This is a genomic window from Nocardioides sp. NBC_00368, assembly GCF_036090055.1.
Taxonomy (GTDB): domain Bacteria; phylum Actinomycetota; class Actinomycetes; order Propionibacteriales; family Nocardioidaceae; genus Nocardioides.
On record NZ_CP107970.1, the window covers coordinates 3,802,426 to 3,815,544 of the forward strand.

A 13,119-nucleotide genomic window follows, 5' to 3' on the forward strand; every position below is an offset into this window, starting at 1 on the left:
CCATGAGCGATTCAACGAAAGTCACCGCTGAAGCCGACCAGGTAACACTGCAGCAGCCCACTCACTTCGCCGACTCGTTCGGCCCGGTGTGCAGCGCTTACGGAGAAGACCCGCCGACGACCTACGACTACCGCGAGGTCACCTGCGGCGACTGCCGGCACGCCGCGCCCTACATCAGCGCCCTGCCCGAGCACCTCAAGCCCAGGTCGACGCGACGGCGCTCCTGGCCGCGGTCGATGCAGGAGCACGCCTAAGACGCCTGAGGCGCCGCGTTCGCCGTCACAGTACGCAGGATGTCAGCGATGGCGTAGATGTCGGCCTCGTCGGGGAAGAAGCGGTCGATGTCACCCCGGTCGGTATACGGCGGCTCATAGAGACGGCCAGGATCAACGGTGCCGTTGTGGGTTAGCTCGTCGATGATCAGGTTGATCAGACGGACCTGGTCCGCGGTGGCCTTGCCCTCGTCGAGATACGAGGCGAAGGCTTCGGAGGCCGCAGCCCGGTCGAGGCCGACGATGCCCCTGATGAAGAGGCCGAGCCCGCCGGACCTCTCCGCTGCCCACTGCAGATCGACCCGGTCACCCGAACCGCTGCTCACCAGCATGTTCTCCAGCGAGACGAGGTCATCGGGGGTGAGCTGCTTGTTGCGGCGTAGCCGCTGCAGTGCGGCATGGTCCTGATGGTCGCGGAGGTAGGCGCTGACCTTGGCGCGGAACCGCTCGAAGTTCATGCCTGGGACGGTGCCGCTGCCGCCCAGGTCGATGATCGTCGATTCCCCGATCTCGTCCTCGAAGTCGGTGTAGACGACGTTCTTCTCAACACGGTCGAGGAATTGGACCAGGCTGCGGAGCCGCCGGCGCACCAGCTCCAGCATGGGCAGAGTGACGTCCACCCACCACTCGTCTCCGGCGACCTCCTCGAGGCGCCCGGTCTCGGCAGCAACTGAAGGAATGGTGGTCTTGGTGAGCAGGTTGACCGCGATCTGCTGGATCGTCTCCCGGATCCGCTCCGCAGTGAGGTGATCGCCTTCGAGCTGAGCGAGTTGGCGACGAAGCACCAGCACGTCGAAGCGCTTGGCCGGCTCCTCGCCGCCTTGCGCGGCCGACGGCAGGCCGGCGAGGTCGAGGATCTTCTCGGTGTCCTCGGGAGAGATGGCATCCCACGCCGTGCGGTCTGCGTACTTCTCGACCAAGCGGCGGTGGGGCCGGACGAGGAAGTTGTCGAGCGTCATGCCCGCGACGAACTCGTGCAGCAGATCCGCATTGTCGGCGCGCAGGTCCCGCTCGATGCCGAGACGCTCCAGACCCACGACGAGGCTGAGTCGCGTCTCGAACAGCCGTTGCGACAGCGACTTCTGGGCGGAGCCCTCGATACCGGGCAGGTCCTGGCTGAAGTACTCGAGGTTGCTGCAGACATCGAAGGCGTAGAAGTCCTTCTTGTGCACGCCGGGCCCGAAGAGATCGGGGCGGAGTCGGGTGCCGCGACCGATCATCTGCCAGAACTTCGACTTCGATCGCACCATCTTGAAGAAGACCAGGTTGGCCACCTCCGGGACGTCGATCCCGGTGTCGAGCATGTCGACCGAGATGGCGATGTGCGGTGCCTTCTCCGGCTGCGAGAAGTCGTCGATGAGGCTCTGAGCGTAGGGGCTGCCGTGGGTGATGACCCGGGCGAAGTGGCCGGCCAGGTGTGGATACTGCTCGTCGAAGCGCTGCGCGATGAATTCGGCGTGCCGCTGGTTCTTCGCGAAGACGATGGTCTTGGCCAGGCGGTCACCCCCGGCGACCTTGTAGCCCTTCTCCATGACGGTCGCGAGCACCTTGTCAACGGTGTCGTCGTTGAAGAGGACCTGGTTGAGCTCCTCGGAGTCGATCTCGTCCGGTGGCCCGTCCTCGCCCCAGTCGAGTGTGTCCCATTCGTCCCGCTCAGCCTCGGACAGATCGGCGTACTTGATGCCTTCGCGAGTGAACTTGGTCGGGATCGAGATCCCGACCGGCGGCACCAGATAGCCCTCGGCGACGGCCTCGTCGAGGCTGTAGGCATCGGTGGGCACTCCGTCCTCGAGATGGAAGAGGCGGTAGGTGTTGTGGTCGACCTCGTCCTTGGGGGTGGCAGTCAGACCGAGCAGCATCGCGTCGAACCAGTCGAAGATCGCGCCGTACTTCTTGTAGACCGACCGGTGAGCCTCGTCGATCACAATCAGGTCGAAGTAGCCTGGACCGAACCGGCGCCGCCCCTCTTCCACCGAGTCGATCAGGTTCATCATCGTCGGGTAGGTCGAGACGTACGCCCGCGCCTCGGCGACTTTCTCGGTAACCAGATTGACGACCGGCGCCGACGGCAGGTGGGCCTTGAAGGCGTTGACGGCTTGGGTCACCAGCGCGTTGCGGTCAGCCAGGAACAGCACGCGCTTGACCCAGCCGCCCTTCATCAGCTGGTCGACCAACCCAATCGTCATCCGGGTCTTGCCCGAACCGGTCGCCATCACCAGTAGAGCCTCGCGCTGCTTCATCTCGAACGAGTCACCGACGGCCCGGATCGCGCGCTGCTGGTAATGCCTTCCGGCAATCTCGGTGTTGACCTCGACATCGCCGAGAGGACGCCGCGACGAACGCCGCTGGACCATCAACTCCAACTCGCCACGCGTGTAGAAGCCAGAGACCTCGCGCGGTGGGTAACCGGCCTCGTCGTCCCAGAGCCAGTGCTCATAGCCGTTGGTGTAGAAGATCACCGGCCGTCGACCGAACTGCTGCTCCAGGCAGTCGGCGTAGAGCTTCGCCTGCTGCTGGCCCACCTGTGGCGACTTCGTCGTACGCTTCGCCTCCACCACCGCGAGCGGCAGGCCGTCCGCGCCCCACAACACGTAGTCGACGAAGCCTCGACCCTGCGCGTTGGGCATCCCGGCGATCTCGTACTCCCGATCACGCGGTTGATCGAGCGCCCACCCCGCCTCGCGCAGGAGCACATCGATGAACAGGTCGCGGGTCTCGGCCTCGTCGTAGTCGCGGTCATCGGTGCGAGTGTTGGCAGCCTGGGCGGCCGCGATCTCCGCCCGGAGGCTGGCGATCTCGGCCTCGTGCTCGGCTTCCTTTTCGGCCAAGGCTTTCGCGTACGCCTCGTCCTGGGCCTTGAACTTCGCCGCGAGCTGCACCAGTTCCTCACGCGAGAGCGGCGCCGCCTTCGCCGCCAGATTCGGGTCGAATGCCGCCGTGGTCGGCGCCGCGCCGGGCGTGGTGGAGTGGTGGAAGGCCGCCCAGACCATCACATGGTGGAGCTCTCGCACGACATCGAGTGCCGTCCGCGCGGGCACCTTCCGCTCCTCGTGGACAGCCGTGTTCGCCACTCGGCGGATCAGGTTGAGCTTGGTCGCGATCCCCTGCCCCACCGCGGTCTTGAACGCGGCGTCGTTCATCAGGGCAGCCAGGTCGGACTTGTACGGCGTGCGCAGCCCCAGCACCTCGTAGAGATATCTGGTCAGACTCTCCACCGCCCGCCGGGAGTAGAAGCACGCCGCCCGGGGGTCGCTGGTGAGCTGCGACTCCGCCCGGTGGCAGCTCTCATGGAGCGTCGGCAGGGCCTGCTTGACGAACGCGAAGTTGCTCACGGCTGTGGTCTCGACCCCACTCGGTTGCCCTTTACTGTCAGTGACTCAGGGTAGGACCGAGCGCCGACGTTTTGCCGAGGTTTCGATGACAAGCCCCAGTTTGGGGATCGCGCGCAGATCTTGGTGCCTACGGCCCCGGGGCGAATCTGTGTCAAGTCCCTAGCTTTGAGTGTAGGATTATCAGTGACCGAGAGGACTGCCAACGCGGTTCCGCTCGACCGGGTGAGACTGCCAACGCGGTGCTCACATGTCGACTTGGCCTCATCGGGGGTCAGCCCTAAGGCTGGCCCCCGTGTTCATTGTCGCGGGAGGCGTCGATGTATCTGCTGTTCGTAGATGAGTCCGGCACTCATGGTGGAAGTCATGCCTTCGTTCTGGGCGGCTTCGCCATCCATGAGGACGACGCCCAGCGGCTTCAGGTGGCTCTCGATGAGCTCATCGCCCGCAAGTTGGGCAGGATCCCACCGAACCTCGACGAATACGAACTTCACGCAGCCGAGATGCGAAACGCCAAGAAGCCCAAGTCCGGTTCGATGGCGGTTTCGAGCATCTGGGCAAACCTGCCGCGATCCCTCCGGCTCGAGATCTTGGACGCCGCATACGACATGCTTGCGGGCTTCAAGTGCAGCGAACCGGGCCTTGCACCTGCTCTCTTCGGTGTCGTGGTCGATCGCAACTTTCATTCCGGTGAGAGCCAACTCCAGCGCGAGCGTTTTGCGTACGAGGTCCTCCTCAACAAGTTCGACGTTATGCTGAAACGACGGACGCGTGACGGTTTCCCGAACCGTGGTCTCGTGATCCACGATCGGCGCGTCGTCGCCGAGACGGACATCCAGACTTGGACGAGTGAGTGGCGCAAGGCGGCCGGGACCATCGGCCAACTGATGAACCTCGCCGATGTCCCGCTCTTCGCAGACTCTCGAGCGACCCGTCTTCTGCAGGTCGCCGACCTGGTGTCGTACGCCATCTTCCGCCGTTACTCACCGGACGTGGTCAAGGAGTTGAACTTCGATAAGGTCTGGCCTCTCTTCCATGCCGAGGACGGTCACGTTCACGGTCTGGTCCACTACACGCCTTCGTTCGGCCAGGCGACCTGCAACTGCGAACCTTGCCGCGGGCGCCTGCTTGAGGAGGGTCAAGCAGCGCACATTCGTCCAGCGCGCGGCAGGAGCCGACGTCGACGCCCGCAGCGCCAGGGTTAACACAGCGAACGAAACTGAACGTTTCGTCGCTCAGCTACTCGGTGTGCAGGGTGCGCTTGACCTGGGCGCCGACGCCGTAGCGCAGCGAGGCGGCGCCGATGAGGCTAACCCGCGAGGCGACGGGGCAATGTGCGCAAGGTCTGACATGAAAACGCGACGCCCCGAGCTCCACGTCGTCCGGCCGGGTCTCGGGCTCACTTCCTGGGGCTCAACGCCTCAGACACTCGAAGTCCGTACGACGACGAGCGCAGCTTCAACCCAGTGCCCGAACGGAAATCACTCGAAGAAGTCCTCGTCGATGTCGACGATGTGCAGAGTGCGCTTGACCTGGACGCCGACGCCGTAGCGGATCATCAGGTAGGCGAGGCGGCGGCCGTCGATGAGGATCACCCGCGAGGCTACGCCGGCGGCGTACTCGGTGGCGCCGCGGCTGAATCGGCCGGTGGTGATGAAGACGCCCTGGTTGGCCTGATTGCCATGGAGAGCGCCGACGAAGCCCTGGATCTCCGGGCGGCCGACGCTCGCATCGAGCGCATAGCGCTTCGCCTGGACATAGATGCGGCTGAGGCCGAGGGCGTCCTGGTCAACGATGCCGTCGATGCCGCCGTCGTTGGAGAGCTGAGTACGTGTCGCGCGGCCCTCCGTGCCGCCGTAGCCCATGGCGATCAGGAGGTCAAGCACCGCCTTCTCGAAGAACGCCGGCTCGTTGCCGTGCAGCCGAGTGAGCAACTCGGCCGCCACGTCCGACTCGATCGCCGTGATGCCTGCCTCGATCTGCTCCTTCGGATCGAGCTCGGACACAGGCATGTCGGAGGTCGCGACGACAGAAGTCGCCGTGTCCTTGGTCGAGTTCGCCCACCATTCGTCGCCCTCGCGGGCGTACTGCCGCAGATCCTTCTCGGTGATGGACGTCGGGTGCGTCGCCAGCAGCTGCCGCCCGAGATCGGTGATCTCGTAGACCCCGCGGGCCGGGCGTCGAATCGCGCCGACCCGGTCGAGGTATGACTGCGCCCAGCCGATCCGGTTTGTGTAGCGCGGCTCGCCGCTGGTGAACCGCTCCTCCCGCTGCTCAGCGGTGAGTCCCACATGAGCCGCGACCGCCTCAAAGAGGTCGCGCCGCTGGCGCGTCTGCCCGTCCTCGAGAACGCGAAGCACCGGCACCATGAACTCGTGCCACGACGGCATCACCATTACAACTCTCCCTTGAACGCCCTCGACTGAAGGGAAGCGAAGAGTTCGTCGTCCGCTATGAGGGCTTGCTGTACAGCACCTCGCTGAGTGTTGATGTGCTCCGCCCGCTCCACAAACTGGCGTTGTCGATCGAGCGGGGGTAGAGGCATAAGAAGTGACTTCACGTCGGTCTGATTGATACTGGCTTGGTTGATCGCCTTCTTGGCTTTTCGAAGGATCTGGCGCCTAGCCTCCTTCGTCTGGAGCCAGGCAAGGACGAAGACCGGCTCGGTCTTGCTTGCGTCGACCCGGACCCGCATCATGTTCGACTCGTACACCGATGGAACGCCCGTGCATGCGATCAGTGCGGTCTTGCCGAGATGGCTGAGCGCGTTCACTCGATTAACAACGAGGTCTCCCCGCTCCAGCGAGTAGCGCCGGATCTCCGCTGCGTTGGCGCGCAGCTGTTTCCAGGTCGCCGAACTGCGTAACACGTCGCCGTGACTGAACCCATCGATACGGAGGATGGGAGTCCCGTCTCCGTAATCTGAGGCTGGCCGGTACATGCCGTTGGTCGGTCCGGACTTGATGATCGATCCGAACTCGTGATCGCAGTCATCGCCTCCGAACATGTCATCGAAGATCGACTGGGTGAGGGTCTCGAGGTGGCTGAGCACCTGGCGGCGCTTGGTTCGGATCGCGTCGGCGTGGTCGAGGATCGTGGCGATGCGGCGCTGCTCCTCCAGGTCAGGAAGCGGCACTCTCAGCGTCTTGAAGAAGTCGGCCGGAACACGCTTCTGTCCGCCGCTACCTGTCATTCGCATCTCACCGGCGGCGCGCACCGACGGAGTGCGCAGAAGGTGCAGCACGTAGCGCGCATTGGCAGCGTGGGTCGGGCGGATCACATGAAACTCGGTAGACCCGACACCGATCGAATGCACCAAGCGCGCTTGCCCAACCTTCCCGTTCTCCCAGCACGGCGTGATCTTCGCAGCCAAGACGTCGCCGTCACGGAAGACCGTGTACCCCTTGGAGACGTCCTTGAACGGCCGCGTTTCCAGCGGGATCGCAATAGCAGACAGCGCGTCGAGCTCGGCCATCCCAACGAACGAGATTTCCTGGTCGGGGTTCACTTTCTCGCCACGCGGGTTGACCGCCGCTACCTCGCCAAGCGGGACGGTCTTCACGAGAGCATGCTCTTCAGTTCGGCGATATCCATCGCGATCTCCTCATCAAGGGTCTCGATGTCGGCGATGATGTCGAGCGGGGAGCGGTGATCGACCTCGTCGTACTCGATCTCTTTGTAGCGGTTGAGGGAGAGGTCGTAGGACTGGGCGACGATGTCGTCCTTGGGTACGAGGAAGGACTGGTCGGTGCGCGTCCTCAATCGTTCTTCGCTGTCTGGTCTCGACAGGCTCGACCACCGATTGAGGAGGTCGGGGAGGTCGTTGGCTTCGACCGGGTTGCGCTTATCATCGAGGGAGAAGCCGTCGGCGCGTACGTCGTAGAACCAGACGTGGTCGGTGCCGCCGCTGTCGGTCTTGGTGAAGAAGAGGATGGCGGTGGAGACGCCGGCGTACGGCTTGAAGACACCCGAGGGAAGCTTGACCACGGCGTCGAGCTTCTGCTCCTCGACCAACGTACGGCGCAGGTCCTTGTGGGCCTTCGAGGAGCCGAAGAGTACGCCGTCCGGGACAATGACGGCGGCTCGGCCGCCGGGCTTGAGCAGTTCCAGGAACAACGCCAGGAAGAGTAGCTCGGTCTTCTTGGTCTTCGCCGTCCGGAGCAGCGACTTCGAGGTCCGCTCGTAGTCGAGCGAGCCGGCGAAGGGCGGGTTCGCGAGGATCAGCGAGTACTTGCCCTGGTCCTCGCCTGCGCCCTCGGAGAGCGAGTCGCGATAGCTGATGTCGGGAGACTCGACGCCGTGCATGAGCATGTTCATCGAGCCGATGCGGAGCATCGTGGAGTCGAAGTCGAAGCCGTGGAACATCGAGCGGTGGTAATGCTCGCGCTGGGCCTGGTCGAAGAGCGCCTCGCGGTGGGTCTCCTCGACATACTCCGCCGCCGCGACCAAGAAGCCGGCGGTGCCGCAGGCCGGGTCGACGATCTCGTCGCCGGGCTTCGGGGCCATCATCTCGACCATCAGCTTGATGATGTGGCGCGGCGTACGGAACTGGCCGTTGGTGCCGGCGGTGGCGAGCTTGGAGAGCAGGTATTCGTAGAGGTCGCCGTTGGTGTCGCGGTCGTGCATCGGGATGTCGTCGATCATGTCGACGACCTTCGCCAGCAGGGCCGGGGTGGGGACGGTGAAGCGGGCATCCTTCATGTGGGAGGAGTAGGTCGACTCCTCATGGCCCAGGTTGCGGAGGAACGGAAAGACCTCCTCGGCGATCACCTTGTGCATCGTCGCGGAATCTTCGTTCTTCAGCCGACTCCAGCGGAGGCGGTCCAGCTCGGGGCTGAAAGTGGGCGACTCGACCGGCTTGCCGGTCATCCGAGCCCGCTTCTCTGCGGTGATCTGCAGGTCGTCCAGGCGGCGCATGAAGAGCAGGTAGGTGATCTGCTCGATCACCTCCATCGGATTGCTGATCCCGCCAGCCCAGAAGGCATCCCAGATGCGGTCGATCTTGCTTTTCAGTTCACCGGTGATCACTGACCCAACCCTAGTGCTAGGGCTCAGGTGCCGTGGCCATTCACACCGCCTGATCGACCGACTCCACGACCACCGGCTGAACCGGCGTCCACCTGACCGCCGAGCGTGACCGGGCGAGCCCGACGATCCCGGTGACCAGCAGGGCCCCGGCGCTCACCGCGACCCACAGCGTGGGGGCGGAGGCGCCGAAGGCGACCACTGCTGCGACGTACGACACGGTGGGGTTGGTGATCGTCATCGCCGCCATCGCCCAGGGCAGCGGTCCGGCGGCCAGCGCCGCCTGGGTGAGCACGATGCCGAGGCCGCAGGTGCACAGCAGCCCGTAGAACGCCGGCAGGGTGAGCAGCCCGAGGAACCCGTCGGCGGCGGCCCGGTCGGCGGTGATCTTCAGCAGCACCGAAGTGGTCGCGAACGAGCACCCAGCCGCGACCGCCGTGGTGGCCGCCGCGATCGGCGGGGGGAACCGGTGTGCCACCAGCAGCAGTACGCAGATCACGACCGCCGCGCAGCCGGCGAGGAGCGCGACGCGGCTGACGTCGGCATAGGTGCCGCCGCGATGGTCGTCGGTGACCAGCAGGATCACGCCGCCGCAGATTGCGGCCCCGCTGACCCAGTCGGCGACCGTCGGCCAGTGGCGCGCGGCGATCGACGCGAACACGAGCGCGAAGAGAAGCTGGGTGGGCATCACCGACTGCACCACCGAGACCGACCCGAGGTGGAGCGCGACCGCCTGCACCCCGAAGCCGACGGCGTTGATCACCGCGCCGGTGACCCACAGCGGGTTGCGCACCAGCGCCAGCATCAGCTGCTCGACCCCGGAGATCCCGCCGCTGCGGCCGGGCGCGAGAGCGCTGGCACGCTGCTGAACAGCAGCGGAGAGCGAGAACAGGACGCATGCGCCGATGGCCAGGCCGACGGCCGCAGCATGATGCATGCTGCGACGCTAGGCATCCCGAGGAAAGCCCACCCGCCGCTCACGCGAGCATCGGATGAACCCTGGGGGTCAGTTCTTCACCTTCGCGCCAATGATCTCGCCGTACTCGACCCCGAGGACCGACGGGTCGCCGTCCTCCGGAACCAGCACCGCGACCGTCACCGCCGACCGGATCGACAGGTTCTTGCCGGCCCGGCTGCGGAACTCGTCGTAGGGCGGATTCCACTCCCACTCGCTGTCCTGGCCGCCGACGACGGCGTCCGTCGTGAAGTCCAGCATCGCGAGCGCGCCCTCGGGCGTCTGCACGATGCGGGTGCTGGTCGCGTCGAAGGGCTCGGCGGTCGTCCTGACCATGTCCACGCCCATGTCGGAGGCGTACGCGGCGATCTCCTTGCCCGGTGCGGCCAGCTTCTTGAACCCGTCGAGGCCGTTGATCCTCCTGGGCTTCTCGAGGTAGGCGCCGATCGTCGCCGCGATCTCCTCGACCTGCTTCGTCACCGCCGCGGACGCCGGGGCCGCGCCCTCGACCTCGGGCGGCACGACCTTCCTCTTGACGCCGAGGCTGCTGCGTACCTTCCAGGGCGAGAGGGCGTCCTGCTGCTCGTAGACGGCCAGCCGGGTCAGCTCCGCCTTCTTCTCGCCCTTGACGTCGACCTCGATGACCGCCCACATCGGGTACTCGACGAGCTGCACCGACCACACCCGTCCCGGCACGGCCCTCCAGGTGGGCGGGCGGTCCCGGACGTCGAAGCTCTTGTTCGCCACGGAGGTGAGCTGGTCCTTGGCCAGGACCGGGCCGCTGTCGGCCTCGGTCCACGCCTCGCCCTCCCACTTCCCGGGCTGGTTGGCCTTGATCGCCTTGTTGTTGCGCTTGTTCCAGTCCTTGATCAGGTCCGCGACGTCGTCCTTCCGCAGCGATACCTTGCCGGCCTGCTCGAGCTCGACGGCCGCGGGCATCGAGCACCCGGTGAGCGAGAGCGTCAGTACGCCGATCCCCGCTGCCACGCCCAGGCGGCGGTAGAGCCCACCGGCGGGCGCACGCGGTGGCGCGGATCGGGTCGGATGGACGTACGCAGCCGGCGGACGCGGCGGCTGCCACTCCTCCGGTCGCTCGCGCCTGCCGGTCAGCAGCAAGGCGACCGCACCGACCAGCAGGAGGGCACCGAGGCCGGCGACGCCCAGCGAGACCGCGAAGATCCCGTCGAGCCGATACCCGAAGGCGAGCTTGATCGGCGCGCCGTCCCGGCTCGCGGCCAGGAACGAGACCGGCTTCCCCTCGAGCGTCACGTTCAGCTCCTGCGTACCGGAGCCCGAGACCGCCTCGTGCCACCACGGCGCCCGGGAGGCATCCGGCACCTGCTCCCCCGAGCCCGCGCTGCCGCTGACCCTGGTCAGCGGCGTCCTGGCGATCTCGACCGCTCGGGTGCCCTTGACGACGTCGAGCACATCGACCGGGTGACCCACACCTATATACGTCTCCCCCAACGCCTCCACGCGCACCGTGACCGGGAGCCGGTCGAAGGCGAAGGCCTCCGGCGTGGAGTACGCCGCGCCCTGCTCGATCGGGGTCTCCTTGCCCATCACCACGTCGTCGGGCCCGGCCGCGATGGCCAGGCCCGCTCCGAGGAGAGCAAGTGGCGCCCCGACCAGTCCGAGGAGAACCGCCAGAAAGATCCTGCCGCCGTTCCTCGGCCGAGCGGGACCAGGGCTCACGGGTGCGTACGTTGCCGAGCTCATCGAGGCCTTCTACGTGGGGGGTCCCGAGAAAGTGGACGCGGCAATCTAGCGTGCCGGGGCCGTTCCGAGAAGCGATTAACCCAGCCCGGCACGGTATTACCGAGCGGTATGGAACGTTTACGTTGACTTGGTAACCCCGATGCCGTGTCGCTCGGACCACCAGCCGTTCAGTGTCTTTAGCGTCATGAAGCGGTCACGGACGTGCCGATGTCGATGTTGTAGGCGCGAACCGTGGCCGCTGATGTTGTTTCAATTCGAATTGATCGACGAAAGGTACGAAATGAGCAAGAAGACAGGGCTGCTCCGCCGCGCCGCGGCCGTCGCCGCCTTCTCGGGTGTCGCCTTCGCGCTGACCAACGGAGCGGCCGTGGCCGCTCCGGCCGACATCAACGTGCCGGCCGCCTCCGACGTGTCGCCCTCGGACCTCTCCCCCTCGTCGCAGAAGGCCTGGGAAGACTTCATCCTCGGCGGCTCCTACGTGACCGAGGGCGCCGCGCAGATGGTCAGCGGTGCCTGGGTCGGCGCCCCCGGCCTGCTTCTCGCCGGCGCCACCGGCGCGCCCCTGACCCCGGAGCAGCTGGCTGCCTGGGAGAACTGGGACGAGGGTGGCCGCAAGATCGGTGAGGGCGCCGCCATGATGGTCGCCGGCGCCTACGTCGGTGCCCCGGGCATCATCCTCGACCAGATCGCGGGCGGGGCGACCCCGAGCGACCTGTCGCCGAGCGAGCTCGAGCAGGTCACGTTCCTCATCCCGGAGGACAGCCCGGCACTCGACGGTGTTCCCACCGAGCAGGTCCCGAACCCGATGGCTCCTCTCGGGTCCTTCTGAGCGGCGACATGACTGCTGCCGACCGGGCGTAGCTCCCACCACGAACCGATCGGCGTCGTCTACAGATGGCCTTGGCGTGCACTCGTGCACGGCCGGGCCATCTGCGCATTTACGCACGTTCAGACAACAACGTTGCAGTTTGCCGAAAATTACGTCATTACATTTCATTCGGCACTTAGTTGACACGAAAACAGCCGTGTCGCTTGCACTGATGACCCTTGATGCTCCTAGCATCTTTTCCCGGACGCGAACGTATCGATACAGCCGTTATCGGTCCGGGGGTCGCGCCCGTGCGTGATGTTTCAATTCGAATTGATCGATGAAAGGTACGAAATGAACAAGAAGACAGGGCTGCTCCGCCGCGCCGCGGCCGTCGCCGCCTTCTCGGGTGTCGCCATCGCTCTGACCGCCGGCACCGCCACCGCGGCTCCGGGCGACGAGCACCACAAGCGCACCGAGGCCGAGTGCATCAAGGAGAACTCCGCCGGTGCCTCCGACCTCTCGCCCTCGAGCCAGAAGGCCTGGGCCGGCTTCATCTGCGGCACCGGTCAGGCGACCGGCGGCGCGGCCCGCATGGTCTCCGGCACCTGGGTCGGCGCCCCCGGCCTCATCCTGATGGGCGCCACGGGCGGCGAGCTGAGCCCCGCGCAGAAGAAGGCATGGGTGAACTTCGACGGTGGCGCTCACCAGGTCGGCAACGGTGCCGCCATGGTCGTCTCCGGCGCCTACGTCGGTGCCCCCGGCATCGTCATGGACAAGATCCTCGGCGGCGCCATGCCGTCCGAGCTGTCCGACCGCGAGATGGACCAGGTCTCCTTCCTGCTCCCCATGGACAACCCGGCCCTCGACGGCCTCCCGGTCCACGAGGTCCCGAACCCGCTGGGTCCGCTGGGCACCTTCTGAGAAACATGACCATGGCCGAGTGATCACCCCCTACCGACTGCTCGGCAACGTCACACAGGTGGCCCCGGGCGTGCGATGTGCACGCCG

At 66.0% G+C, this 13,119-nt stretch carries 10 protein-coding genes; 4 read left to right on the plus strand and 6 right to left on the minus strand.

The window, feature by feature from the left end; genetic code table 11:
• Positions 1-2 precede the first annotated feature (2 nt).
• Positions 3-254 (plus strand): hypothetical protein, encoded by a 252-nt coding sequence (locus tag OG984_RS18120; RefSeq protein ID WP_328527616.1) that lies wholly within the window; start codon positions 3-5, stop codon positions 252-254.
• On the opposite strand, the gene OG984_RS18125 is transcribed toward OG984_RS18120, so the two are convergent.
• On the minus strand, positions 251-3,604 hold the full coding sequence (locus OG984_RS18125) for a DEAD/DEAH box helicase family protein (RefSeq protein ID WP_328527617.1): 3,354 nt from the start codon (positions 3,602-3,604) through the stop codon (positions 251-253). The genes OG984_RS18120 and OG984_RS18125 overlap by 4 nt on opposite strands.
• Before the next feature lie 317 nt (positions 3,605-3,921).
• On the opposite strand from OG984_RS18125, the gene OG984_RS18130 reads away from it, so the two are divergent.
• Positions 3,922-4,806 (plus strand): DUF3800 domain-containing protein, encoded by an 885-nt coding sequence (locus OG984_RS18130; protein ID WP_328527618.1) that lies wholly within the window; start codon positions 3,922-3,924, stop codon positions 4,804-4,806.
• Positions 4,807-5,082: 276 nt separating this feature from the next.
• On the opposite strand, the gene OG984_RS18135 is transcribed toward OG984_RS18130, so the two are convergent.
• The 5 genes from OG984_RS18135 to OG984_RS18155 form a co-directional block, all read right to left on the minus strand.
• Entirely contained in the window at positions 5,083-5,997 is a 915-nt protein-coding gene (locus OG984_RS18135) for a restriction endonuclease (protein ID WP_328527619.1), read from the minus strand.
• A complete protein-coding gene (locus tag OG984_RS18140; RefSeq protein WP_328527620.1) occupies positions 5,997-7,163 on the minus strand; it encodes a restriction endonuclease subunit S in 1,167 nt (388 codons plus the stop codon). Before OG984_RS18140 ends, OG984_RS18135 begins: the two co-directional genes overlap by 1 nt.
• A complete protein-coding gene (locus OG984_RS18145) occupies positions 7,160-8,629 on the minus strand; it encodes a type I restriction-modification system subunit M (RefSeq protein ID WP_328527621.1) in 1,470 nt (489 codons plus the stop codon). The genes OG984_RS18140 and OG984_RS18145 overlap by 4 nt, the downstream gene beginning before the upstream one ends.
• A gap of 40 nt (positions 8,630-8,669) precedes the next feature.
• The gene (locus OG984_RS18150) at positions 8,670-9,563 is read right to left on the minus strand and encodes a DMT family transporter (RefSeq protein WP_328527622.1); all 894 of its coding nucleotides are present in this window, start codon (positions 9,561-9,563) and stop codon (positions 8,670-8,672) included.
• A 69-nt stretch (positions 9,564-9,632) separates the two neighbouring features.
• Positions 9,633-11,300, minus strand: a complete 1,668-nt coding sequence (locus OG984_RS18155; protein ID WP_328527623.1) for a hypothetical protein — start codon at positions 11,298-11,300, stop codon at positions 9,633-9,635.
• A 280-nt stretch (positions 11,301-11,580) separates the two neighbouring features.
• Between OG984_RS18155 and OG984_RS18160 the strand changes: the two genes are divergently transcribed.
• Together OG984_RS18160 and OG984_RS18165 are read left to right on the plus strand one after the other, a co-directional pair.
• Positions 11,581-12,129: a type III effector gene (locus OG984_RS18160; protein WP_328527624.1), complete on the plus strand. Its 549-nt coding sequence runs from the start codon at positions 11,581-11,583 to the stop codon at positions 12,127-12,129.
• A 333-nt stretch (positions 12,130-12,462) separates the two neighbouring features.
• Positions 12,463-13,032 (plus strand): type III effector, encoded by a 570-nt coding sequence (locus OG984_RS18165; RefSeq protein ID WP_328527625.1) that lies wholly within the window; start codon positions 12,463-12,465, stop codon positions 13,030-13,032.
• Positions 13,033-13,119: the final 87 nt, after the last annotated feature.

What these genes read in the sequence shown, in the direction of transcription:
- OG984_RS18120 (WP_328527616.1), top strand. Translation starts at nt 3, where the DNA reads ATGAGCGATTCAACGAAAGTCACCGCTGAAGCCGACCAGGTAACACTG.
- OG984_RS18160 (WP_328527624.1), top strand. Translation starts at nt 11,581, where the DNA reads ATGAGCAAGAAGACAGGGCTGCTCCGCCGCGCCGCGGCCGTCGCCGCC.
- OG984_RS18155 (WP_328527623.1), bottom strand. Translation starts at nt 11,300, where the DNA reads ATGAGCTCGGCAACGTACGCACCCGTGAGCCCTGGTCCCGCTCGGCCG.
- OG984_RS18135 (WP_328527619.1), bottom strand. Translation starts at nt 5,997, where the DNA reads ATGGTGATGCCGTCGTGGCACGAGTTCATGGTGCCGGTGCTTCGCGTT.
- OG984_RS18130 (WP_328527618.1), top strand. Translation starts at nt 3,922, where the DNA reads ATGTATCTGCTGTTCGTAGATGAGTCCGGCACTCATGGTGGAAGTCAT.
- OG984_RS18165 (WP_328527625.1), top strand. Translation starts at nt 12,463, where the DNA reads ATGAACAAGAAGACAGGGCTGCTCCGCCGCGCCGCGGCCGTCGCCGCC.
- OG984_RS18150 (WP_328527622.1), bottom strand. Translation starts at nt 9,563, where the DNA reads ATGCATCATGCTGCGGCCGTCGGCCTGGCCATCGGCGCATGCGTCCTG.